Raw genomic sequence first — 24224 nt, 5'->3', positions numbered from 1 at the left:
ACAACAGGAGCCGTGATGCCGAAGACGCCCCGTCTGACCTCTCAGGGAATGAGCCACCAGGACGTGCTCGCGAAGATGCGCGAGCTGCGAGCGGAGGACGCCAACTGGAAGGAAGGCCGGACGTGGAGCCTGGTGTACAACGCGGGCGAGGACATCCGCCGGCTGCTCGCGGACGCCTACACGGAGTTCATGTCGGAGAACGGCCTGAGCCCGCTGGCGTTCCCCAGCCTGCGCACCTTCGAAGCGGAGGTGCTGGCCATCGCCGCGGAGCTGTTCCAGGGAGAGACGGCCGCGGGGACGATGACGTCGGGTGGCACCGAGTCCATCCTCATGGCCGTCAAGACGGCGCGTGACTTCGCGCGCGCGGAGAAGGGCATCACCGCGCCGGAGATGGTGCTGCCGGCCTCCGTCCACCCCGCCTTCCAGAAGGCCGCGCACTACTTCGGCGTCAAGCCCGTCAACGTGCCCATCGCCGCGGACTTCCGCGCGGACGTGGAGGCCATGCGCGCCGCGGTGGGCCCCAACACGGTGCTGGTGGTGGGCTCTGCCCCCGCCTATCCGCACGGCGTGGTGGACCCGATTCCGGAGCTGGCCGCCATGGCGCAGGAGCAGGGCGTCCTCTTCCACGTGGACGCCTGTCTCGGGGGCTTCCTGCTGCCCTTCGCCCGAAGGCTGGGCCATGACGTTCCGCCGTTCGACTTCACCGTGCCGGGCGTCACCAGCCTGTCGGCGGACCTGCACAAGTATGGCTACGCGGCCAAGGGTGCGTCGCTGGTGCTGTACCGGACGCCGGAGCTGCGCCGCCATCAGTTCTTCACCTACGCGGACTGGTGCGGCGGCATCTACGCCTCTCCGTCCATGGCGGGCACGCGGCCCGGAGGTGCCATCGCGGCGGCGTGGGCCATCCTCAAGTACCTGGGCGAGGACGGCTACCTGAAGCTGGCGGGCACGGTGCTGGACACCGCGCGCACGCTGCGCGAGGGCATCGCCGCGGTGCCTGGACTGAAGCTGCTGGGCGCACCGAAGCTCAGCGTCTTCGCCTTCTCGTCCGACTCGCTGGACGTGTACGCGCTGGGCGACGCCATGGAGGCGCGGGGCTGGAAGCTGGACCGGCAGATGGGGCCTCCCGCGCTGCACCTGATGGTGACGCCCGCGCACGCGAAGGTGGCGGAGCCGTTCCTCGCGGACCTGCGCGCGTGCGCGGGCAGCCTCGCCAACGGCGAACCCGCGCCGGAGGGAAGCGCGGCCATGTACGGCATGCTGGGCGCGATGCCCGACCGCCGCGAGGCCGCTGACTTCATCCGCCAGTTCATGGACGCGATTTACGAATGACGCCGCTCATCCAGGTGCTGCTCCTGGTGGGCATTCCCGGCCTCGCCCTGGTGGCTTCGCGCCACGTGAAGCCCGTGGCCTGGGTGGGGCCGGTGGTGGCGTGCTACGCGGCGGGCATCCTGCTGGCCAACGTGCCGGGGCTGGGGCTCACGGCCGGGGTGAGCTTGTCGGTGAGCGAGGCCGCCGTGCCGCTGGCCATCCCGCTGCTGCTCTTCACCACCGACGTGCCCCGGTGGATGCGGCTGGCGCGCACCACGCTGCTGTCCTTCGTGTTGGCCTGCGTCTCCGCCATGGTGAGCGCCGTGGTGGTGGGGTCCGCCGTCGCGAGCCGCTCGGACGAGTGGTGGAAGATGGCGGGCATGTTGACGGGCGTCTACACGGGCGGCACCGCCAACATGAACGCGGTGGGGCTGGCGCTGGGCGTGCGCGAGGAGACCTTCGTGCTCTTCAACACGGCGGACATCGTCCTGGGCGCGGTGTACCTGCTCTTCCTGATGACGGTGGCGCAGCGGCTGGCGCTCCTGTTCCTGCCGCGCTTCCAGAACCCCTCAAGCTGGGAGGACGCGGCGGAGCGGGTGGAGGGCGCGTCCCTCCGGCCCACCTGGGCCCAGGTGCGCGGCGGCGTGTTGTCACTGCTGCTCGCGGTGGCGGTGGTGGGGCTGGCCGCGGGCGTGTCGCTGGGGCTGCTGGGGCGCCTGGACGCGATGGTGGTGTTGCTGCTCATCACCACGCTCGCGCTGGCGGCCTCGTTCCGGTCCGCCATCCGCACGCTGCCGGGCAGCTACGCGCTGGGGGACTATGCGCTGCTGGTGTTCTGCGTCGCGGTGGGGACGCTGGCCGACGCGAGCCGGCTTCGGGAGGCGGGGCTGTTCGTCTTCGCCTTCTGCGCGGCCGTCATGGTGCTGGCCGTGGTGCTTCACTTCGGGCTGGCCGCCTTGTTTCGCATCGACGCGGATACCGTCTTGATTACCTCCACGGCGACCATCTTCGGGCCGGCCTTCATCGGACCGGTGGCGCGTGCGTTGCGTAACCGGGAGTTGATGGTGTCTGGTGTGACAACCGGCATCATGGGGTTCGCGTTGGGAACGTATCTCGGCCTGGCCGTGGCCTGGCTCCTTCGCCCCTGAGACGCCCCGGAGACAGGCATGTACTCGATTCGGACAACGTGGGCCGTGGTGCTGACAGTGGTGTTGAGTGGGGCCTCCGCGTGGGCACGGGGCGCGGGGCCCGAACCTGAAACACCCAGGCCGCCGCCACCGCGCACCGGGTGGCGCGTCCAGGGGCTGCCGCTGCTCAACTTCAACAGCGATGAAGGCCTGGGCTTTGGCGCGCGAGTGATGTTGGTGGACGCGGGGGATGGCACGCAGGCGCCCTACCGGCACGCTGTCATCGCGCAGTTCTTCCAGACGACGCGCGGCAACGCGGTGCACCGGCTCATGCTGGACGCGCCCACGTTCCTGGACTCGCAGTGGCGCGTGGGCCTGGACTTGAGCCTGCTCAATGACCGTTTCTCGCCGTACTACGGCCTGGGCTCCGGAGCGGCCTTCAACCAGGACTTCTCGGCGTGTGATGACCGGAGCGCGCTGGAGGACGCGCCGGATGTCTGTCCGGGCAACCCGGCGTTTCGCGGCCTGCGCTACTACAACTTCGAGCAGCGCACGCTGCCGAGCGTGGTGCTGAACACGCGCCGCCGGGTCAGCGGCCCCTGGCAGGTGTCCGTGGGCTACCGCTTCCGCCTGACGCGGGTGGACACGCGCTATGACGCGGAGGACCTGGGCCAGCCGGGAGCCTCCCGGGTGGAGGAGGATGCGCAGGCGGGCCTGCTCAACAGCGGTGGCCCGGTGACCGGGACGTTTCGCACGGCGGAGCTGACGGCCGGCCTGCTGCTGGACTTGCGAGACAACGAGCCCGCGCCCATCCGCGGCATGTTTCACGAGCTGGCGGTGCGCGGCGCGGCGGGGGCGACGGGCAGCGCCTTCAACTACTGGGGCGCGACGGCGAACTTCCGTTTCTACCACCCGCTGGGAAGTGACCGGCTGGTGGCGGCGCTGCGCCTCATGGGTGATGTGATGGGCGGGGACGTCCCCTTCTTCCTGCTCAGCTCGTTCGGCGGCGTGGAGTGGCGGGATGGCTGGGGCGGGGTGGGGGGTGTCTTCACCGCGCGCGGCATCCTGAAACACCGGCTGCAGGGCGAGGTGAAGGCCCTGCTCAACGGAGAGCTGCGGTGGCAGTTCCTCTCCGCGATGCCGTTGAACCAGCGCCTGGACTTCACGTTGGTGGCCTTCCTGGACGCCGGCAGGACGTGGACGGACCTGTCCTTCCATGACAGCGGCATGGGCCGCTACGCCGGTGGCGGCGGCCTGCGCGTCGCCTGGGAGAAGAACTTCATCGTCCGCATGGACTACGGCGTCAGCCCCCAGGATGGAACGACGGGCTTCTACCTGGACTTCAACCACCTGTTCTGAGGGCTACGCCGCCTCGTCGAACACTTCCAGCGCGTCACGCACGCCGGGCAGCGCGGCGAGCAGCTCGAATTCGTCGGACTGGAGCATGGAGACGCGGCGGCCGGAGAGGCGCTCCATGAGGAGCTCGATGCGGTGTTCGCCCTTCCCCGTCGCGTGGCGGAAGATGCGCGCGCGGAAGCCCTCCGCGTGGCACGCGAGGATGTCCTTCTGGAGGCTGCGCAGCCGCCGGACCACCTTCAGCGCCGCTCGCCCCTCGGGGGTCTCGAACGTGTGGAAGTGCCGGTTGCGCGACAGCGGCTTGCTGGGGTCATGGAGCCTCTCCACGAGGCGCCGAACGAATGGGTCCATCGACGAAGGAGGATAACATCCGGTACCCTGGGCCTCAGCGATGCACCGTCATTTTCGAATCAGACCGTGGACCCTGGCGCTCCTTCCGCTGCTTGCTTGCAAAGAGCCGGAGGTTGCCGCCGCGGAGAACCAGGCCAGGCGGGCTCAGGTCGCATTGACCGAAGCCCGCGGCCACCTGTCCGGCGGACAGGCCAACGCCGCGCTTGCCGCACTGCGCAGGGCGGCCACCGCGGCGCCTGACAGTCCGGAGCCGCACCTGCTCATGGCGCAAGCCCACCGCATGGCGGGCAACGAGGGCGCCGCCATCCTGGCGCTGAAGCAGGCCGCCGCCATGTCGCCGGGCTCGGACCCCACCATCCAGCGCCAACTGGCCGACATCTACCTCCAGCAGGGCCTCACCCAGGACGCGCTCGCGGCGCTCATCACCATGCGCGACGCGGGCAACCTGCCGGACGCGGACGTCCTGCGGCTGGCCCGCATCCAGGCGCGCGAGGGGCAGATTGATGCCGCCTTCAAGACGCTGGAGAACCTCCTGCGGGAGAACCCCGACGACGCCGAGGCCAAGTCCGTCGAGGCCGAGGTGCTCTGGCTCAAGGGCGACGAGCTCCTGGCCGCAAACCTCATGGACCGGCTCCTCAACCAGGACCCGGGGCTGGCCTCCGCGCGGCTCTTGCGCGCGCGCTACTTCCTGGTCAGCGGCTTCCCGGACCTGGCCGAGTCCGACCTGAACGCCGTGAAGGGGGCTGACGCGGAGCGGCCGGAGGTGGTGACGCTGCGCGCGCGGGTGCTGCTGGCCCAGAGCCGGGCCGCGGACGCGGAGGAGGCCCTGCGCAAGCTGGTGGAGGCGCAGCCGCAGAACGCCGACGCGCTGGCGTGGCTGGCGGAGACGGTGCGCATTCAGGGCCGACGCGCGGATGCGCAGGCCCTGGTGGACCAGGCGCTCCAGCTCAACCCCCGGCTGGCCCGGGCGCAGTACGTGCGCGGGCGCTCCCTGGAGGAGCAAGGGGACCTCCGCGGCGCGGAGGAGGCCTACCGCTTCGCGCTGTCCGCGGAGCCCCGCTTCGCGCCCGTGCACGCCCGGATGTGGCGCATCCACCTGAAGGCGGACCGCGTCACGGACGCGGAGACGTCGCTGGAGCTGCTGCTGAGCATGAGCGAGGCCACCCTCGAGGAGAAGGCCCAGCTCGCCGCCCTCTATGCGCGGATGCAGACGAAGGTGACGCGGGGCCTCGAGCTCATCGACGAGGCCCTGAAGCGGGATTCAGAGAACCCGGGCTACCTCCGCACCCAGAAGGCGCTGAAGGCGCTGCTGCCCAAGCCCAAGAAGAAGTCCTCGGGCCCGGTCATCATCCGCGGCCGCCGCTGACCACCGCCAGCGGCGCGGCCTCCGGCGCGGGAAGGCCGGGGGCTTCCGCCACCACGCGCTCCAGGGCCTTGAGGCCCTTGCGCTGGCCCACCGCCACCACCGTGAGGTTCTCCCGGTTGAAGTAGCGCCGGGCCACCTCACGCACGCGGGCGGCGGACTGCGAGTCCACCAGGTCGGCGCGGTGGCCAAACGACTCCGGCGTGCGGAACAGCTCCGTGCCGCCGAACCAGCCGGCCAGCTCTCCCGGCGAGTCCTGGGAGAACTCCAGCAGCATGCGGTGCCGGCGCTTGGCGCGCATCAGCTCCTCTTCACCCACCTCGTTCTCACAGAGCGTGGCCAGCACGCGGAAGGCCTCGGTGATGACCGTCGCGGCCTTCTCCGGGGCGCTGGCGGCTTCAATCTCGAGGAGCCCCGCGTCGTGGTAGCCGTCCAGCGACGCGCTCACGGAGTACGCCAGCCCGCGCTTCTCCACGATTTCGTAAGGCAGCCGCGAGGACAGGCCGTCATCCAACACGCGGCGGATGATTTGCAGCGCGGGGTAGTCCTCATGCTGCTCGGGGACGCCGCGGAAGTTGAGGCGGAACTCCGTCTGCGACTCGTCATGGCTGACGAAGTGCAGGCGCGGACCGGCGGGCGTGAGGGGCGGCGGCGCCTCCACGCTGGACGGGCCGCGTGGGAGGCGGGCGAAGGCGCGCTCGGTCATCTCCAGGACCTCCGAGTGCTTCACCCGGCCGGCGGCGGTGACGACGATGTTCCCCGCGACGTAGTGCTGGGCGAAGTGCTCCAGGATTTGCGGGTGCGTCAGGCGGGTGACGGACTCACGCGTACCGGCGATCTTCAGGGCCAGCGGGTGACCGGGGAAGAGCAGGTGCTTGGACAGGTTGTCCAGGTCGATGTCCCGGCCCTTCTCGTCCACCTCGTCGAGCATCTCCTCGAGGATGATCTGCCGCTCCACCTCCATGTCGGTGAGGCGGGGGCGGGTGAGCATGTCGCCGATGATGTCCAGGCCCACGCGCAGGTGCGCGGGGTGGATGGGCGTGTAGTAGTACCCGTGGTCCCGGGTGGTGACGCCGTTGAGGTTGCCGCCGACCTCCTCCACGGCCGCGTTCATCTTCACCGTGTCCGGCCAGCCTTCGCTGCCTCGGAAGAAGAGGTGCTCCAGGTAGTGGCTGACGCCATTGCTGAGGAGCGTCTCGTGACGGCTGCCCGTCCGCACGTAGACGGCGAGCAGGGCGGTGTGGAGGTGGGGCGTCTCGACAGTGACGACGCGCAGCCCGGAGGGCAGCACGTCCCGGTACGTAGTGAAGCTCATGCGCGAGGAAGCCTTAACACGAAGGCCGTCCCCTGGCCGGGAATACTCTGGCAGGAGAGCGAGCCACCGTGCGCTTGGAGGATTTGCTGACTGACGGCCAGGCCCAGGCCGGTGCCCCCCTCCTTGGTGGTGAAGAAGGGCTCGAAGAGGTGCTGGCGGACCTCCTCCGTCATGCCCTGTCCGGTATCCCTCACCGTGACTTCCACGGCGTCCTCCGCTGGACGGGTGATGATGGTGAGGCGGCCGCCGGAGGGCATGGCCTCGCGGCTGTTGCGCAGCAGGTTGAGGAAGACCTGCCGCAGCTGGCCCTCGTCCGCGAGCACGTGCGGGGTATCCAGGGCGAAGTCGCGCACCACGTCCACGCCGGCGCGCTCCAGCTCCTCGCGGGTGAAGTCGAGCACGGTGTCCAGCACGGCGGTGACGTCGCGTGGGTCCAGGTCGGGCCGGGGCGGGCGGGCCATGCGCAGGTACTGCTCGGTGACGTCCGCCAGGCGGTCCACCTCCTGGGTGACGGCGCCGATGAGGTCCTTCACCTCGGCGGCGTCCTCGGGGGTGGCGAAGCGGGCGGCTTCAAAGCCGTCCTGGAGCAGCTCCACGTTGAGGCCAATGGAGGACAGGGGGTTGCGCACCTCGTGGACGATTTGGGCGGAGATGCGGCCGACGGCGGCCAGCTGCTCGGCGCGCATGAGGGCCTCGGCCTGGGCCTTGAGCTGGGCCTCGCGGGCCTGGAGGGAGCGGGCCATCTGGTCGAACTCCCGGGCCAGGACGGCCACCTCGTCGTCGCCGCGCACGCCGAGCTGGGCGTTGTAGTCACCGCGGCCGATGCGGGACACGCCGCGGATGAGGTCGCGCATGGGGCGCAGAGTGCGTGCGGACCAGGCGGTGGCGCCCACGCCCACGGCGATGGCGGCCACGGAGAAGCCGATGATGAAGAGGCCGGTGGTGCGCTCGCGCTCCTCGGCGCCGTCCACGCGCTCGCGGATGCGGTTGGACAGGGCGGCGCGCAGCACGCGAATCTCGCGGCCGATGGCGTTCTCCTCTTGCCTCAGTCTGGCGGTGGCGACGGCGACTTGCTCCCGGTCCGGGTTCTCCGTGGCCAGGGCGGTGAAGACGGCCTCGGCGGCGCGGCCGTAGTCGCGGTAGCGGACCTGGAGCTCTCCGAAGCGGTCCTCCAGGCCCCGGATGAAGGGCCCCTCGCTGTCAGGGGCGGAGGCCAGCACCTCGTGCGCCTTGGCCTGGGCGGCGGCGAGCCGCTGCGTCATGAGGGGCGAATTGTAGGTCCGGGCCAGTCGGATGAAGGCGCGGCGGATTTCGACGTTGCCCTCTTGAATGAGGCGCTCGGTGTCCTTCTCCTGGGTGGCGTGGAAGGTCTCCAGCTCCGCGGCGTCCTGGGAGAGCTGGAGGTAGCCCTGGCTCACCAGCCGTATCTCCAGCCGGTTGCGGTGGAGCTCCGTCACGCTGAACAGGGACACCAGCCCGAAGGTGCCGAGCACCACGGCGTAGCCCAGGAAGATGCGTGTCGCGAGGGAGAGCTTCACGGGCCTTCCTCGCTACGTGGCGGGCCGTCCAACCGCAAGTCTCGTCTCCAGGGGGCGCGGGCGCCCGCTCGGGGGCCGCCGGGGGGAGGGGCTACCTCCAGTGGGTTTCAGCGTACCCCAGGGGCCTGCCGGGTACCCGTCTTTGACGCGCGGAGCCCCCCGGACGCGCCGCGCTCCGGTGCGTCATGCCCATGGGCCGTCGCGTTCGATGGGGCCCTCTTGTCTGGAATTGCATTTTCTTCGAGCCAGGTTGCCGCATCCCTTTCGTATGGCATTACGAGCCTGCGATTCCTGGTGGGCGCGGGCCGGTACGTGTCTCCCAGCGACGGGAGACGTCAGGGGAGAACCATGATGAAGCTGAAGACGCTGGTGGGTGCTGTGGTGATGGTGCTGATGACGGGCTGCGGGCCCCTGGAGGAGGCTCCCGTCGATGAGGGCGCGCAGATGTCCACGCTCTCGACAGAGGAGTTGGAGAAGCTCCAGTCTTCGATTCCAGTTCCGGACGCGCAGATGCTGCAGGCGCTGCAGACGGCGTGCGGTGCCACGCCCGAAGGCGCCTGTGTCGCCGCCGGGTACGGCGCGTGTACGGGGTGGTCTGCCGTCGTGGATTGCGGTGCCATCTCGGCGTGCGACCCGGATGACATCGCGTGCAAGCAGCGCATCTGCAACCCCGAGCGTCCGGGTGACTGTGAGTGGTACACGACGGGGACGCAGTACCAGGCCCGCAACCAGTACCGCGTGTGCTCCAACCCGGTGGGCGACACGTGCACCGAGTACCTCCGGACCAGCCGCAGGGTTTGCGGCTGCGGCGGCAACGGCGTTCCGTTCTAATCGCTGACAGGCCAGACAGCACACGGCCCGGCCCCTCATGTGAGGAGCCGGGCCGTGGTCCATTCAGGCGTGTCGCGGGCCTCAGTGGGACGCGGCGGGCGTGGGCACGGCTTCGTCCTCACCGGCGGACCGCTTCGCCTCGCCGCGGAGCTTCTGCATCAGCACGTAGAGCCCGGGGATGAACACGAAGTTCACCACCGTGGACACCAGCATGCCGCCGAACACCGCCGTCCCCAGCGAGTTGCGGGACGCCGCGCCGGCGCCGGAGGCCGTCATCAGCGGCACCACGCCCAGGAGGAAGGCGAAGGACGTCATCAGGATGGGACGCAGGCGGACCTCCGCCGCCTCCACCACCGCGTCGATGGCGCTCTTCCCTTTCTCTCGGAGCTGCTCGGCGAACTCCACGATGAGGATGGCGTTCTTGCTGGCGAGGCCCACCAGCATCACCAGCCCCACCTGGCAGAACACGTCGTTGGCGAACCCACGCGCCAGCTGCAACCCCAGCGCGCCCATGATGGCCAGGGGCACGGAGAAGATGATGACCAGCGGCAGGCTGAAGCTCTCATACTGCGCCGCGAGCACCAGGAAGACGAAGAGCAGGCCCAGCGTGAAGATGATGGCCGTCTGCCCGCCGCTCTCCTTCTGCTCCAGGCTGATGCCCGTCCACTCCGCGCTCATGCCCTGGGGCAGGTGCTGCGCGGCCAGCGCCTCCATGGCTTCAATCGCCTGACCGGAGGACACGCCCGGTGACGGCTGCCCGTTGACCTCCGCCGCGCGGAACAGGTTGTAGTGGCGGATGACCTGGGCGGACACGGTGGGCTCCACCTTCACCAGCGACTCCAGCGGAATCATGTCCCCGGTGTCGCTGCGCACGTAGAAGGCGCCGATGTCCGACGGGCTGTCGCGGAACTGCTGCTCCGCCTGCACGTACACGCGGTAGGTGCGGTTGGCGTAGTTGAAGTCGTTGACGTACTGGCTGCCCATATAGACTTGCATGGTGCCGAACACCTGCTCAATCGGCACGCCGAGCGCCTTCGCCTTCTGCCGGTCCACCTCCACGTCGAGCAGCGGCGTGTCCGCGTTGAAGGAGGTGAAGACCCCGCGCAGCCGCGCGTCCTCGTTGCCCTTGGCCACCAGCAGCTGCGTGGCCGCGGCCAGGTCATCCAGCGACTTGGTGCCGTCGATGTCCTCGACAATGTACTGGAAGCCGCCCACGCTGCCGACGCCGCGGATGGCGGGCGGCTGGAAGGGCAGCACGCGCGCTCCGCCGATGTTGCTCAGCGGGGCACGCAGCCGCTCCACCAGCGCGGACACCGACTGCTCCTTGCCCGCGCGCTCCTCCCAGGGGGCCAGCGACGAGAAGATGGTGGCCATGTTGGGGCCGCTGCCCTGCATGGAGAAGCCGCCGATGGCGAACATGGCGCGCACCTCGGGCTGCGCCTGCAGAATCGCCTCCGCTTCGGCCAGCACCTTCTCCGTCTGGGCGAGCGACATGCCCTCGGGGCCCTGGATGGAGATGATGATGTAGCCCTGGTCCTCGTCGGGGATGAAGCCCGTGGGCGCGACGCGGAACAGCAGCACCGTGCCGCCGATGCACACCAGGAAGGCGAGCAGAATGAGGGCCGGATACTTCAGCATCTTGCGCAGGCCCCGGCCGTAGAGGGCCTTCGTCCCGTCCAACACCTTGTCCACCCAGCGGAAGAAGACCCACTTCTCGCCCACGTGGTGCTTCATCAGCCGCGCGCTGAGCGCGGGGGTGAGCGTGAGGGCGCAGAAGGCGGAGAGGACCATGGAGGCGGCGATGGTCAGCGCGAACTGACGGTAGATGGCGCCGGTGGTGCCCGGGAAGAGCGCCACGGGGACGAACACGGCCACCAGCACGATGGAGATGGCGATGACGGCGCCGGCCACCTCCTTCATGCCCTCGCGCGCGGCCTGCATGGGAGACAGGCGCCGCTCCACCATCAACCGCTCGATGTTCTCGATGACGACGATGGCGTCGTCCACCACCAGGCCCGTGGCCAGCGTGAGGCCGAAGAGGGTGAGGGTGTTGATGGAGAAGCCCATCAGGTAGACGAAGGCGAAGGTGCCTATCAGCGAGACGGGGAGGGTGAAGGCGGTGATGAGCACGCTGCGCCAGCCGTGCAGGAAGAGGAAGATGACGAGGATGACGAGGACGATGGCCTCCGCCAGCGTCTTGACGACCTCGTTGATGGAGGCGCGGACGGCCAGGGTGGTGTCGGTGCCCGTCTGGAACTGCATGCCCGGCGGGAACTGCTTCGACAGGCGCTCGAGCTCCGCGTACACGCCGTCGCGCACGTCCAACGCGTTGGCGGTGGGCAACTGGAAGATGCCCAGGCCCACGCCCGTCTTGCCGTTGAAGCGCAGGACGGTGCCGTAGTTCTCCGCGCCCAGCTCCACGCGGCCCACGTCCTTCACCCGGACGCTGGTGCCGTCCGTGGCCCGCATCAGGACGATGTCGCCGAACTCCTCCGGCTCCACCAGCCGGCCTCGGGCCCGCACGGCTATCTGGTAGGGCTGGTCTTCAGTGGACGGAGGCTGGCCGACCTGGCCCGCGGCCACCTGGAGGTTCTGCTCCTGGAGCGCGCGCGTCACGTCCTGGGGCGTGAGCTTGCGGCGCGCCAGCTCCGTGGGGTCCAGCCACAGGCGCATGGAGAACTTGCGCTCGCCGAAGATGCGCACGTCACCCACGCCGGGCACGCGCTTGATGGCGTCCTTCAGGCTCACATCGGCGTAGTTGCTGAGGAACTTGGCGTCGTAGCGGTTGTCCGGACTGAACAGGCCCACCGTCAGGAGCATCTGGTTGGAGGCCTTGTTGACGACGATGCCCGTCTGGTTCACCTGCGAGGGCAGGCGCGCCGAGGCGCGGCTGACGCGGTTCTGCACGTCGACGGCGGCCACCTCGATGTCGCGCGTGGCATCGAAGGTGATGGTGATTTGACTGGTGCCGTCGTTGCCGCTGGTGGAGGTGATGTAGCGCATGCCCTCCACGCCGTTGAGCTCCTGCTCCAGCGGGATGGTGACGGCGCTCTCCACCACCTCGGCGCTCGCGCCCACGTAGGTGCTCGTCACGGTGACTTGTGGCGGCGCCAGGTCCGGGTACTGGGAGATGGGCAGCGTGGGGATGGCAATCAGGCCCACCAGCGTCAGCAGGATGGAGCAGACGATGGCGAAGACGGGCCTACGGATGAAGAAGTCGACGAACATGGTGCTGTATCCGGCCCTTCGTTCAGCGGCTCCCGCCGACAGTGCCGCCACCCGTGCCAGAGGCCCGGGGCGGGCCGCTGCCAGTGGGAGCGTTGGCCTGCTTGGGTTTCACCGCCATGCCATCCCGCAGCGCCTGCAGCGAGGACACGGCGACCTGGTCGCCCGGCTGGAGCCCGCGCTCCACCACGTAGGCCAGCTCGCCCAGCGCGCCGAGCGTGATGGGGCGGCGCTCCACCACCGTCTTCCCGTCCTTCGTCAGGACCACCAGCGCGAAGGGCTGGCCGCTCTGCCGCACGACGGCGAGCGCGGGAATCTGCAGCGCATCCCGGGCCGAGTACACGAGCCGCGCGCGCACCAGCTCGCTGGGCCGCAGGCCCACGGTGTTGCGGAAGGCGGCCTTCACCTCCACCAGCTGGGTGCGCGGGTCCGCCTGGGGCGCGATGTAGAAGATGTTGCTGGTGAGCAGCACCTTGCCCGTCCCGTCGAGGATTTCGAGCGCGGTGTCGGGCTTCATGGACCGGGCGCGCGTTGACGGCACCGACACGCTCACCTCGAGCACGTCCGCCTGCGCCACGCTGGTGAGCGGCGTCGTCATGCCCACGTAGTCACCCAGCCGCACCAGCACGTCGCCCACCGTACCGGCGAAGGGCGCGCGCACCAGGTGGTACTGGAGCTGCACCTGGCGCTGCGTCACCTGCGCGGCGGACGAACGCGCCGCGGCCTGGGCGGCCTCCACCTGCGCGCGGCCCTGCTCCAGCTCCTGCGCGCTCGCGAGCCCTTCCTTGTAGAGCGCCTCGGTGCGCTCCAGCGTGCGGCGCGCCAGCTCCAGGCTCACCTGGGTGGAGCTGAACTGCGCCTGCGCGCTGTCGAGCGCGGCGGTGCCCTCGCGCGAGTCCACCTCGATGAGCGCCGCGCCGGCCTCCACCTTCTCACCGGGACGCACGTGAATCTTGCGCACGTAGCCCGCGACCTGGGGCAGCACGCTGACGCTCTGCCGCGACATCAGCGAGCCCAGGTACTCCCCCGTCTCGCGCACCTCGCGCGGGGTGAGTGTCAGGACCTCCACCTCGCGGGGCGGCGGGGCCGGCGGGGCGGCCTTCTGTCCCGAACAGCCCGCCACCACCGCCAGCAGGGTGACACCCCACATCGCCTTCATCGGATTCACCAGTCGCACCGCGCCTCCGTCAGGAATGCGTCCAGGCGCGCCTGGACGAGCTCGAATTCACGCAGCACCAGGGTCAACTCCGCCTGGCGCAGGGCCGCTCCGCTCTGCACCAGCTCCAGGCTGCTGCCGCGGCCCACTTCAAAAGAACGGCGGGTGAGGCGGTCGGTCCGGTCCGCGAGGTCGCGGGACGCCACCGCCGTCGCCACCAGGGCCTCGGCCACCTCCACGGCGCGCCGGGCCTGGGCCACCTCAATCGACACGTCGCGGCGGGTGCTCTCCAGCGTCTCCGCCGCCTGGCGCTCCAGGCCCTCGCGCTCGCGAATCAAGCCGCCGCGCAGGCCGCCTTCCCAGATGGGGACGGAGAGCACCGCGGACACGCTCCAGATGGCCACGCGGCCGAAGCCGGGGTCCGTGGTGAGGCCAATGGCGGTGCTCGACAGGCCCAGCGTGGGCAAATAGCCGGCGGTGGCCTGCTGACGGCTGTCGCGCGCGGACTCCAACTGCGCGCGCGAGGCCACGAGGTCCGTCCGCTCGTTCATGTCCTTCAAGGGCGCGCAGGCCCGCTGCGTCTCGTTCACCAGTCCCTGGAGGTTGAAGTCCCGGCTGACGCCCACGGCGTTGCCGAAGCCCACCGCCAGACCCAGGGCCTCACGGCTGCGCCGCAGCTGCTCGTCTCCCGCGACGAGGGCGCCGCGCGCCACCGCCACGTCCTGCTCCACGCGCACCACGTCCAACTGGTTGCCCGCGCCCAGCTCATAGGTGCGCTGCGCGAGCGCGAAGCGCTCCAGGGCCTGACGCAGGCCCACGCGGTTGATCTCCGCCGCCCGCTCCGCCGCCACCGTGGACACCAGCACCTGGGCCAGCCTCCGCGTGAGCAGCCGCCGCGTCTCCCCGAGCGTCGCCGCCGCGCTCTCCTCGGCGGCCACGGCCGAGGCGCGTCCGCGCCAGGCGCTGACGTCCACCAGGGACTGCGTCACGTTCGCCGTGGCGATGACCAGCGGCGTGGAGGGACCGCCGTTGTCGCCGCCGCCAATGCCCACCAGCGGCGTGCCGCCCGCGCCCACGGGGAGGTCGGGGTTGAGGAGGTCCACACCGACACTGGATGACAGCCGCGCATTGGGGAGCAGCGCGGCCAGGGCCTGACGGGAGCGGCCCGCGGCGCGCTCCACGCCGGCTTCGGCCCCGCGGAGGTCGGTGGAGCGCTCCCGGACGAGCGCGAGCGCCTCGTCCCAGGTCGCTACCTGCCGCTGTGCGGGGGCGATGGGGGTGAGCATCGCGTCCTCCACCTTCGGCTGGAAGGGGACGGGCGCCGGAATGGACGATGACGGCTCGGTCAGCGTCGACGCCGCGACGAGCGCCAGGAGAATGACGGAAGGGGAGGCCATACCAGGAGGAGGAAATGAGGGAACTGCGTGTGGGCTGAAAACTTCCCCCCGTTGTGACCAAACGCGTCGCGTCGATGTAATTGACAATGGTTGTAGTCTGCAACCATCTTTGGGGGAGATGACTGTCCCGGAGCAAATGGCCTCGCTGCGGCGCGCCATCCGCCGCCTCATCACCGAGCGGCTGGGCGAGCAGACCAGCAGACCCTTCATGCAGTTGCTGGCGCTGAAATCCATCGCCGACGGGGTGCGCAGCCAGTCCGCCATCGCGGAGCGGCTGCTCGTGGACGCACCCGCGGTGAGCCGGCTCGTCGCGCGCCTGGAGGAGGACGGCCTGGTGAAGCGAAGCACCGCGGAGGATCGCCGGTGTGCGCGCCTGGAGCTGTCCCCGGCCGGCCAGATTGAGCTGAACCTGCTGAGCGACGCGCTCCTGTGGACGGACGCGGAGCTGCTCCGCTACCTCACGCCGCCGGAGATGGCGGAGCTCAAGCGCCTCATGGACAAGCTCCTGACAGGCCTCATCCAGGCCCGGGGGCCGGTGCCGCTCGAGGGCGGCTGCGGCTCGTCCGACACCTGAAGCGGAAATGACGAAGGGCCCGACCCTGGAGGTCCTCCAGGATGCCGAGCCCTTCAAGGCGCCCATGTGTGGGCGGGTGCGTCAGGCCTGCGCGGGCTTGGACTCCGCGTCGGCCGGAGCGCTCTCGGGGGCCTGCTGCTCGGTGTCGGCCGGGGCCTCCGTCTTGGGGGTGGCCTGGGCCTCGCTCTCGGCGCGCACGCGTGAGGTCTCCTCGGTGCGCTGGTCGCTGGCGGCGACCTCCTCGGGCGTCAGCTCCGTGCGGTCGGCGAGCATGCCCGTCTTCTTCTCCAGGTCCTTGATGGCCCGGCGAATCAGGTCGCGCTCCAGGAGCGTGCGGTTGAGGCGCTTCTCCAGGGCCTTGTACTTGTCGCGGCTCAGGTCCAGGTCGTGCTTGGTGGCGGCGTAGACGCGCTGCTGCGTCTCGTTGCGGCCCTTCACCCGGCGCAGCTCCTTCTCCAGCTCCGCCGCGCGGCTGCGGTCCTTGTTCGCCGCCTGCTCCAGCCGCTCCATCTTCTCGCGGTCGGCGTCATTCAGCTCGCGGTAGCGGCGCTGGCCACGCTCCTGCGGCTCCGTCACCGAGGGCACCACCGTCACCACCGCGGCGATGACGGCCTCGCCCTCCTGGGCGGGGGCGGCGACCTGCGCGGCGGGCGCGGGCGCGGCGATGGGGGCGGCCGGCGCGGGCTGCGGGCGGCGGCCCTTGGCCTCCATCTCCGCCTTCAGCCGCTGGTTCTCCACCAGCACGTGGGACAGCTCCTCGCGGGTCCGCTCGAGCTGCGCGGAGGCGCTGCGCTCCACCTCGGCGCGCGCCTTGGCCAGGTCCTGCGCGCCCTTGTCGGACTCCTTCTGCTCGTAGAGCTTGCGCTTGCTCTGCTTCAGCTGCTCCTTCAAGTCCTGAAGTTGAGTGCGCTGCTCGTCCAGCTCCTTCTGCTTGCGCTGCAGCTCCGCCTCGGCCTTGGCACGCGCCTGGGTGTCCGTCACCAGCTCGGCGCGGGGCGCCGACGAGGACGAAGAGGGAAGCGCGGCGTGCTTGGGGCCGGCGAAGAGATTGAAATAGAGCGAGATGGCGAGCCCGACAGCAAGGGCGAGGACCAGGACCAGCACGGGAACGACCTCCACGGGGAAATGCAAAAAGCGGGGCAGCCTACCGTCCGCCCCCGGGGCGTCAAGGGTCCACTGCGGGACGTGCTTCGGTTCACTCCCTGCGTCGCCTTGGCCAGCGGACCGGCGGGCGCCGCGTTCCAGCTTCAGCAGGGCATTGGCGAGCGCGCCGGCATGGACGGCACCCGGTGCCGTCGTCGGAGGGCCGGACCCTACGGACGCTCGGCCGTCGCGCCGCGCAGCGGAGCGCGCAAGCGGATGGGCGGTGAGTCCGGCGCGGGGCGGATCCACCGCTTGGGCGCGAGCCCGTCCACCTCCCGCGCGAGGTCCACGCCAGGGTCCACCAGCAGCTCCGCGGGGCGGCCGTTGAGCGACACCTGGGCGTCGACGTGGACCTGGACGCGACCCTTTCCCTGCGCCTCGAAGTCCCGGGCGATGTGCCGCGCCAACTGGAGGATGAGGTCCGGCTGCACCGACATCTCCCGCTCCTGGAGACGGGTGAGGTACTGGCTGGGCGCGACGTGCCACTCCCGGTCCGACGCCGGGTCGCGGACGATGAACGTCACGCTGCCGTTCTTCTCGCGCGCCATCACCCGCCAGGAGAAGCGCATGCCCTGCTCGTGCCACAGGACATTGCCGCCGTAGAGGTGGGTGCGCAGCGGAATGGCGATTTGCAGAACGGCGTAGGCCAGGGCCAGTCCGAGCGCCACCTGGCCCTTCCAGCCGGGCGCGCTCAGGGCGGGCGTCGCGGAGGCGGCCGAAGTCGCGACGGACGTCCGGGCCAGGCGGGCGCGCAGTCCGTGGAACAGCCGCCGTGGCCAGGAGGCTTCGAAGAAGACCAGGGCCCCGGTGACCATGATGACGGGGAACATGCCAATGGGGAACAGCGCGGAGGTGGCCGCGTGGAACCCGAGCACCGCCCCATAGGCGAAGGGCCGCAGCTTCCGGGTGAGGAGGAAGGCGACGATGGTGGTGTCGAAGAGGAAGCCCGACCAGGCCGCGACGTAGGCGACCCAGGGCTCGTCGAGCATGGGGCCGACGAGGGGCAGGCTCGTCCGCGCCGACAGCCAGATGCTGAGCGGCTGGGCATGGAGCAGCCAGTCACCCGTCAGCTTCGCCAGCCCCGCGAAGACGTACACCACCCCCACCTGGAAGCGCAGCAGCAGCGTGCACCACGAGGGCAGCCAGTCCCTGCGCAGCGCGGGCTTGCGCCAGGCATCCACCGAGAAGGCCCGGTGCGCCGGCACGAAGAGCATCAGCCCGAGGAGCAGGCTCACCAGGTAGTAGTGGTTGAGGTAGTTGCTGACGTCCACGAGCTGGACGTAGGTGAAGGCGACGAACAGCAGGCCCACCGTCACGCGGTAGAAGAGGCCCGCCGCCATGCAGAGCCCGAGCACCGCGAGCACGGCGAAGACGGCGTGCATCCACGGCGCCGGCAGCGCGGGCACCCAGCCGAAGCCCCAGTAGGTGAAGTGGAAGCGAGGGCCGGTGAACAGCACGTCCACCCAGCCGTAGGCGAGGAACCGGACCGCCGAGACGAAGACGAGCAGTCCGAGCGCCACGCGGAACGCCACCAGCGCCGCGCTGTCTCGCGGCGCCAGCAGCACCTTCCAGAGGCGCCCGGACGCGGGGCGCTCGCCGGACGCCACCTCAGTCATTGTCCCCTTCCACGGACTGGGGCAGCTCCAGGTCCAGCACGGTGACGAGCTCCGTCTTGAGCACGTCCGTCACGCCCTTGATGCTGTCGTACATCGCACGCACCGCGGCCTTGTCCTGGGCCAGGACCGTCGCCAGGTCTTCACCCGGAACGGCCTCGATGCCCGCCGCCGCCGCAACGTTTCGCTCGCGCAGCTTCGCCGCCAGCGCGCCGGCGCCCGAGGCCTCGAGCAGGTCGTCGAAGCCCGTGCCGGAGAAGCTCTCACCGCAGCCCTCCGTGATGCGCCGGTAGCCCACCAGGTTGGCCCGGAGGTTCGCCTTCGAGCGCGCCGCGAACTGCGACTCCAGGTGTTCAGGGCAGGTGGACGTGGCGCAGTCACGCAGCGCCAGCGGCCGTGCCACCTTGAGGTCCTTCACCTCGCGCTCGAAGTAGAAGATGGCGTCGCTCAGGGAGTTCAGCGCCGCCTGCGTGGAGGGGTACACGGCGTTGCCGGAGCCCGCCGTCGTCAGCGTCTGAGCGAAGTTGCCCTGGTCCGCGGCCCACGCGTTCACCAGCGCGTCCGCGCGGCGGTGGACGTCGGCGGCCACCACGGCGGCGTAGGCCCGCTTGCGCTCGGCCCGCTCCTCCGCGGACAGCGCCGCCCACGAGCCCTGGGACACGATGACGGAGGTGCTCGGGCAGGCGGTGTCGTTGCCCTCGAAGAAGAGCAGGTACTCCAGCGCGTACAGGCCGCGGCGGCTCACCAGCGCGCTGTCGAAGCCCTCCGACTCGTAGCTGCGGTTGACGAGCTGCTCCTCGATGGCGCACCGGCTGACCAGGGGCCACGAGTAGACGTTGTCGCGAATCTCCGCGCCGCCCGGGAGGCTGCGGGGCGCGGCGGGACCGAACTGCATCACCTCCGCCACCTGCCACACGTCCATGGCCTGGTGGTAGGCCGCGCGCGCGGCGTCTCGCGTGGTGGCCTCCGGCGTGGCCGCGTGGGCCGCGACGGCGCTCTCCAGCGCGGTGGCCGCCGTCTGGAACTCACGGGCCGTCTGCAGCACGCAGGCCCCGGACGACTCCAGCAGCGCGGCGCGCGTCGCGGCCACCGTGCCGTCGGGGTTCTCCGTACCGGCGTCCGGCGGAGTCACCTTGTCCGACTTGCAGGCCGACAGTGAGAGGAGCGCGGGAGCCACGAGCGCGATGGCGCTCGCACGCAGGACGTAGAGGGGGCGCGATGACTCGGTGTTCATGGCCCGGCTCGCTATCACGCCGATGTTGTTAATGACAATCAACTTCAAAATTTCCCGAAGAAACGTGTGAGCCCCCACAGCTTGGGTGTTGACCCGCCGGGGTCTTCGGAGTACGAGGCCACCGCGCCGAAACTGATAACGATTATCGTTTGCAGTTCGAGTGAATCCCGAGGAGGGGAAGACATCATGTTGAAGACGGTAAAGCACCGCAGCTTCCTGGTGCGTGGGGCCGCGCTGGCGCTCACGCTGGCGTGCATGACGGGTTGTGGCGACGACGAGCCCACGCCGACCCCGACGCCCGACGCGGGCACCCAGGCGGACGCCGGGACGACCCCGGACTCGGGCACGGACCCGACGCCCGACGCGGGCACCGGCCCGCTGGACAGCGACATCGCGGTGGTCCGCTTCAACGAGGATGGTACGCACGACACGACGTTCGGTGCGGGCGGCGTGACGCACGTGGACTTCGGCACCGGCCGCGACGGCACGCGTGACTCGCTGTGGGACGTGCGCGTGGACGCCACGGACCGCATCGTGCTGTTCGGCAACAAGCGCGCGGACGGCACGCGCGCGGACACCGACCGCGTGGTGGCCCGGCTGACGGCGACGGGCGCGCTGGACACGACGTTCGGCTCGGCCCAGACGCCCAACGGGTTCAGCGTCCTCAACCTGTCCAACCTGAACGACGGCATGCGCTATGGCTTCATCCAGCCGGACGGGAAGATCATGACGTCCGGTTACACGTCCATGCCCACGGGCGTGGGGGCGCAGGCGGCCAACCGCATCGTGCTGCAGCGCCTGAACGACGACGGCAAGGCGGACGAGACCTTCGGCTGGAAGGGCGTCGTGACGTCCGCGCCGTTCCAGGCGCAGAGTGAGACGAACCCCGAGTGGGGCATGGCCGAGGCCTACGCCGCGGGCATGCAGTCCAACGGCAGCTACGTTACGACCGGCTACGGCCGCTCCGCGTCCTCTGGCACGGTGGACCTGGTGTCCTTCCGCTACACCGCCACGGGCGCCCTGGACCCGACGTGGGGCACGGGCGGCGCGGTGGTGCTGGACCTGGCCGGTGACAACGACCGCGGCCGCAACATGGTGGTCCTGAACGATGACCGCGTCCTGCACGTGGGCAGCGGCACGCCGAGCGCGCAGAACATCCAGGCCCTCCTCCTGATGCAGACGCCGGACGGCCAGCCGGACACGACCTTCGCGCCGGAAGGCTACAAGACCTACGGCTTCGAGCGCCCGGAGCAGGCCTTCTTCGGCGTGGCCAAGTCGGCGGACGGCAACTGGGCGGCCGCGGTGGGTTACCGCGCCGGTGGCAGCGGGAACGCCGACGGCATCCTGGCCATCATCCCGACGGGTGGCACGGGCACGGAGGTGGTCAAGGCCACGCCCATCTCCGCCACGGAGGACGACCGCTTCTGGTCCGTCACCTTCGACTCGCAGAACCGCATCTACGCGGCGGGCTTCGTGACCGAGGGTGGCGACAACCAGATGGTGGTGGCGCGCTTCACCACCGATGGCAACCTGGACCCGACCTTCGGCACCAGCGGCATCGCGAAGATCAACGTCGCGACCGCGGCCACCGAGGAGGCCGCTCGTGGCATCGCCATCCAGACGGACGGCAAAATCGTCATCGGCGGTCCTGTCGAGAAGCAGTAGTCGCTGACGCAGTGTAGAAGCAGGAGCCGGGGAGGGCGGTCCGCGCGCGGGCGGGCCACCCTCCCCGGCTCCTGGCTTTTTGAGTCGTCGGACATCCCGGTCGAGACAAGGTCGAAACGCTTCAGATGGCACTGTTCGAGCAGAAGCTGATGTGGGCGCGGAGCTGGGCACTTCCGGCGCTCTTGCTGGCATGGGCCTCCCCGGCCGCGGCGCAGTCCGAGCCGCCCCAGGACGCCGCCGTGGTTCCCGAGCCGTCGCAGGTGCAGGACGCCGCCGCCGTGGTTCCCGAGCCGTCGCAGGTGCAGGACACCGCCGCCGTTCCTGAAGCGCCGCGGGCGGGGGACACCGCGGCCGCCGAGGCGCCGCCGCTGGCCGAGCCCGCGCAGGCGCCCGTGGGCGACGCGCCGCTGGCCACCGAGGCCCCCCCGAGCGAGCCGCTCGTGCTGGAGCCCTCACCCGAGGCGGTGGAGAAGAAGTTCGAGAGCGTGGTGGTGGGCACCTCGGAGGCGCGCACGAGCGGCTCCATCCACGTGCTCAAGCCCGCGCAGTTGGAGCGCTTCGAGCGCGATGACCCGGCCGCCATCCTCCAGACGGTGCCCGGTGTGTACTCCCGCGGCGAGGACGGCTTCGGACTGAGGCCGAACGTGGGGCTGCGCGGCGTCAATCCGGACCGCAGCAAGAAGGTCACCCTGCTGGAGGACGGTGTCCTCTTCGGCCCCGCGCCGTACTCCGCGCCGGCGGCCTACTACTTCCCGCTGGCCACGCGCATGCAACGCATCCGCGTGCTCAAGGGGCCCTCGGCCATCCAGCAGGGACCGCAGACGGTGGGCGGCTCCGTGGAGTTCCTCACCCGGGACATCCCCGCCGCTGAGTCCGCCTGGCTGGACGTGGCGGGCGGCGAGTACCTCTACGGCAAGGCCCACGGCGTCTTCGGCGCCAGCACCGAGCGCGCGGGCTTCCTGCTCGAAGGCGTCCACCTGCGCAGTGACGGCTTCAAGGAGCTGGACATCGTGGGCGGCGACACGGGCTTCACCCGCAACGAGTGGATGGCCAAGGGCCGCTACCTGCTCGTCCCCGAGGGCCCGGTGCGCCAGACGCTCCAGCTCAAGCTGGGCTACTCGGACGAGGACTCGAACGAGACGTACCTGGGCCTGAGCAGCGCGGACTTCGCCGCCGCGCCGCTGCGCCGCTACGTCGCGAGCGCCCTGGACCACATGAAGTGGCACCGCACGCAGGTGGTGCTCAGCCACGAGCTCGAGGCGGGCGGGCTGGCCGTGACGACGTCCGTCTACCGGCACGACCTGAGCCGGGCGTGGCGCAAGGTGAACCGCTTCCGCGGCGCCTCCATCGCCAGCGTGCTGGCGGACCCCACGAGCGCGCGCAACGCCATCTACTACGGCGTCCTCACCGGCGAGCAGGACACGTCGTCCACCCAGGACGCGCTGCTCATCGGCCCCAACGATCGCACCTACGTGTCCCAGGGACTCCAGAGCGTCGCCCGCTGGACGGCCACCACCGGACCGCTGAGCCACAACCTCGAGCTGGGCGCGCGCTTCCACTACGACAGCATCCGCCGCCTCCACACCGAGGATGCCTTCCTGATGCAGGGCGGCCAGCTCGTGCGGACCAGCGAGCCCACGTACACCACGGCCGACAACAAGGACTCCACGCACGCCATCGCCCTGCACGCGACGGACGCCATCGGCTGGGGCCCGCTGGTGCTGACGCCGGGCGTGCGCATGGAGATCATCCGCTCGGCGTCGCGGAACCACCTGACGGGCACCGAGGCGAGCGGCGCGGTGGAGGTGCTCATGCCGGGCATGGGTGTCTATGGCGCGCTGACGCACGAGCTGGGCCTGTTCGCGGGCGCCTATCGTGGCTTCTCGCCCCCGGCGCCTGGACAGCCGGACGTGGTGCTGCCGGAGAAGAGCATCAACTATGAGGCTGGCGCGCGGTGGACCCGCCGGGGCGAGCGCTTCGAGGCGGTGGGCTTCTTCAACGACTACTCGAACCTCACCGACATCTGCACGTTCTCCAGCGGCTGCCTCAACGACGACCTGGACCGGCAGACGGACGCGGGCAAGGCCTTCATCTACGGCCTGGAGGTCTTCGGCGAGAAGACCTTCCGCCCGGGCGGTGGGGTGACGTTCCCCGTCTCGCTGTCCTACACCTTCACGCGCACGCGGCTGCGCGAGGACTTCCAGTCGGCGGACCCGCAGTTCGGCAACGTGCGCGCGGGCGACGAGTTGCCCTACGTGCCCCGGCACCAGCTCTACGCCACCGCGGGCGTGGAGACGGCGTGGGGCGGCTTGGCCCTGAGCGCCTTCTACGTGGATGCCATGCGCGAGCAGGCGGGGCAGGGCGAGGCGCCTCCGGAGCAGCGGACGGACGCGCTGCTGACGTTCGACGTCAACGCGAGCTGGCACTTCTCCCGCTGGGGGCAGTTGTACCTGAGCGCGCGCAACATCCTGGACGAGCAGGCCGTGGTGTCGCGCCGTCCCTACGGGGCGCGGCCCAACGCGCCGCGGACCGTCATCGTGGGCGTCAAGATGGGCATCTAAAGGTAGAAGCGGTCCGTCACGCCCGCGGTGCGCTGGAGGATGGCGCTCCAGCCCAGCCACAAGGCGATGCCGCTGGCATCCGCCTTCGCTTCCGCCCCCAGGGCGCCCAGCGAGCCCGTGCACCCGGCCAGGGTGAAGCGTCCTGAATCGGTCAGGTGGGTGAGGAGGGCGCGCAACGTGGGCATCCCGCGCGACTCGAAGCGGTGGGTGACGTCGTCGCGACCCGTGAAGTCCGGGTCGTCGAGCGCCCCATCGAGGAAGCGCTCCAGGGCCCACCAGAAGAGGTACACCTCCGCCCTGCGGCCAGACGCCACGGCCGCGGCGGCGATGGACAGGCCCTGATGCACGCGGTCGTAGTCACCGCTGTGCAGGAAGACAACCACGTGGGTCGGGGAGGGGCTCACGCCGCGCTCATACCGCCCACAAGGCGCCAGCGTCCACCCACACGCCGGGACTGACCGCCC

The 24224-nt window shown here is 70.4% G+C and carries 18 protein-coding genes; 8 read left to right on the top strand and 10 right to left on the bottom strand.

Going from position 1 to position 24224, the window contains the following annotated elements; genetic code table 11:
• Positions 1 to 15 precede the first annotated feature (15 nt).
• The 3 genes from KGD87_RS14850 to omp85 are packed head-to-tail and all read left to right on the top strand — an operon-like array spanning position 16 to position 3797.
• Entirely contained in the window at positions 16 to 1332 is a 1317-nt protein-coding gene (locus KGD87_RS14850; protein ID WP_284668074.1) for a pyridoxal phosphate-dependent decarboxylase family protein, read from the top strand.
• Positions 1329 to 2459: a DUF819 family protein gene (locus KGD87_RS14845; protein WP_284668073.1), complete on the top strand. Its 1131-nt coding sequence runs from the start codon at positions 1329 to 1331 to the stop codon at positions 2457 to 2459. Before KGD87_RS14850 ends, KGD87_RS14845 begins: the two co-directional genes overlap by 4 nt.
• An 18-nt stretch (positions 2460 to 2477) precedes the next feature.
• Entirely contained in the window at positions 2478 to 3797 is a 1320-nt protein-coding gene (gene omp85 / locus KGD87_RS14840; RefSeq protein ID WP_284668072.1) for an Omp85 family outer membrane protein, read from the top strand.
• Positions 3798 to 3800: 3 nt separating this feature from the next.
• Here the strand turns inward: omp85 and KGD87_RS14835 are convergent, their stop codons facing one another.
• Positions 3801 to 4145 carry a hypothetical protein gene (locus KGD87_RS14835; protein ID WP_163786591.1) on the bottom strand — a complete coding sequence of 115 codons (345 nt, stop codon included), beginning with the start codon at positions 4143 to 4145 and terminating at the stop codon, positions 3801 to 3803.
• Between the two features lie 40 nt (positions 4146 to 4185).
• Here KGD87_RS14835 and KGD87_RS14830 point away from each other — a divergent pair, with 40 nt between their 5' ends.
• Positions 4186 to 5511 (top strand): tetratricopeptide repeat protein, encoded by a 1326-nt coding sequence (locus tag KGD87_RS14830; RefSeq protein ID WP_350102249.1) that lies wholly within the window; start codon positions 4186 to 4188, stop codon positions 5509 to 5511.
• Here KGD87_RS14830 and KGD87_RS14825 read toward each other — a convergent pair.
• Together KGD87_RS14825 and KGD87_RS14820 are read right to left on the bottom strand one after the other, a co-directional pair.
• Positions 5492 to 6823: a M16 family metallopeptidase gene (locus KGD87_RS14825; RefSeq protein WP_284668070.1), complete on the bottom strand. Its 1332-nt coding sequence runs from the start codon at positions 6821 to 6823 to the stop codon at positions 5492 to 5494. The two genes, KGD87_RS14830 and KGD87_RS14825, sit on opposite strands and share 20 nt — an antisense overlap.
• A complete protein-coding gene (locus KGD87_RS14820) occupies positions 6820 to 8361 on the bottom strand; it encodes a sensor histidine kinase (protein ID WP_284668069.1) in 1542 nt (513 codons plus the stop codon). The genes KGD87_RS14825 and KGD87_RS14820 overlap by 4 nt, the downstream gene beginning before the upstream one ends.
• Before the next feature lie 348 nt (positions 8362 to 8709).
• On the opposite strand from KGD87_RS14820, the gene KGD87_RS14815 reads away from it, so the two are divergent.
• Positions 8710 to 9192, top strand: a complete 483-nt coding sequence (locus KGD87_RS14815) for a hypothetical protein (RefSeq protein ID WP_284668068.1) — start codon at positions 8710 to 8712, stop codon at positions 9190 to 9192.
• An 81-nt stretch (positions 9193 to 9273) separates the two neighbouring features.
• Here KGD87_RS14815 and KGD87_RS14810 read toward each other — a convergent pair whose 3' ends face one another.
• Genes KGD87_RS14810 through KGD87_RS14800 form a run of 3 tightly spaced genes read right to left on the bottom strand, consistent with a single transcriptional unit; the run spans position 9274 to position 14970 of the window.
• Positions 9274 to 12420: an efflux RND transporter permease subunit gene (locus KGD87_RS14810; RefSeq protein ID WP_284668067.1), complete on the bottom strand. Its 3147-nt coding sequence runs from the start codon at positions 12418 to 12420 to the stop codon at positions 9274 to 9276.
• Positions 12421 to 12442: 22 nt separating this feature from the next.
• Positions 12443 to 13594: an efflux RND transporter periplasmic adaptor subunit gene (locus KGD87_RS14805; RefSeq protein ID WP_284668066.1), complete on the bottom strand. Its 1152-nt coding sequence runs from the start codon at positions 13592 to 13594 to the stop codon at positions 12443 to 12445.
• Positions 13582 to 14970 carry a TolC family protein gene (locus KGD87_RS14800; RefSeq protein WP_284668065.1) on the bottom strand — a complete coding sequence of 463 codons (1389 nt, stop codon included), beginning with the start codon at positions 14968 to 14970 and terminating at the stop codon, positions 13582 to 13584. Before KGD87_RS14800 ends, KGD87_RS14805 begins: the two co-directional genes overlap by 13 nt.
• A gap of 118 nt (positions 14971 to 15088) precedes the next feature.
• Between KGD87_RS14800 and KGD87_RS14795 the strand changes: the two genes are divergently transcribed.
• Complete coding sequence (locus tag KGD87_RS14795) at positions 15089 to 15544, top strand: MarR family winged helix-turn-helix transcriptional regulator (RefSeq protein ID WP_350102245.1); 456 nt, start codon at positions 15089 to 15091, stop codon at positions 15542 to 15544.
• 81 nt (positions 15545 to 15625) lie between these two features.
• Here the strand turns inward: KGD87_RS14795 and KGD87_RS14790 are convergent, their stop codons facing one another.
• The 3 genes from KGD87_RS14790 to KGD87_RS14780 form a co-directional block, all read right to left on the bottom strand.
• Positions 15626 to 16648, bottom strand: coding sequence for a coiled-coil domain-containing protein (locus tag KGD87_RS14790; protein WP_284668063.1), 1023 nt, complete (start codon positions 16646 to 16648; stop codon positions 15626 to 15628).
• 209 nt (positions 16649 to 16857) lie between these two features.
• Complete coding sequence (locus KGD87_RS14785) at positions 16858 to 18303, bottom strand: HTTM domain-containing protein (RefSeq protein WP_284668062.1); 1446 nt, start codon at positions 18301 to 18303, stop codon at positions 16858 to 16860.
• Positions 18296 to 19534, bottom strand: a complete 1239-nt coding sequence (locus tag KGD87_RS14780) for an imelysin family protein (protein WP_284668061.1) — start codon at positions 19532 to 19534, stop codon at positions 18296 to 18298. The genes KGD87_RS14785 and KGD87_RS14780 overlap by 8 nt, the downstream gene beginning before the upstream one ends.
• Before the next feature lie 186 nt (positions 19535 to 19720).
• On the opposite strand from KGD87_RS14780, the gene KGD87_RS14775 reads away from it, so the two are divergent.
• The gene (locus KGD87_RS14775) at positions 19721 to 21199 is read left to right on the top strand and encodes an NHL repeat-containing protein (RefSeq protein WP_284668060.1); all 1479 of its coding nucleotides are present in this window, start codon (positions 19721 to 19723) and stop codon (positions 21197 to 21199) included.
• Between the two features lie 125 nt (positions 21200 to 21324).
• Positions 21325 to 23760, top strand: a complete 2436-nt coding sequence (locus tag KGD87_RS14770) for a TonB-dependent receptor family protein (RefSeq protein WP_284668059.1) — start codon at positions 21325 to 21327, stop codon at positions 23758 to 23760.
• Here KGD87_RS14770 and KGD87_RS14765 read toward each other — a convergent pair.
• Positions 23757 to 24143, bottom strand: a complete 387-nt coding sequence (locus tag KGD87_RS14765; protein ID WP_350102544.1) for a hypothetical protein — start codon at positions 24141 to 24143, stop codon at positions 23757 to 23759. The genes KGD87_RS14770 and KGD87_RS14765 overlap by 4 nt on opposite strands.
• Between the last annotated feature and the right edge of the window lie 81 nt (positions 24144 to 24224).

This window comes from Myxococcus sp. SDU36 (genome assembly GCF_030168875.1).
Classification (GTDB): Bacteria; Myxococcota; Myxococcia; order Myxococcales; family Myxococcaceae; genus Myxococcus; species Myxococcus vastator.
The sequence above is the reverse complement of the archived record's forward strand: the minus strand, read 5'-3'. Positions and strand labels throughout refer to the sequence as shown.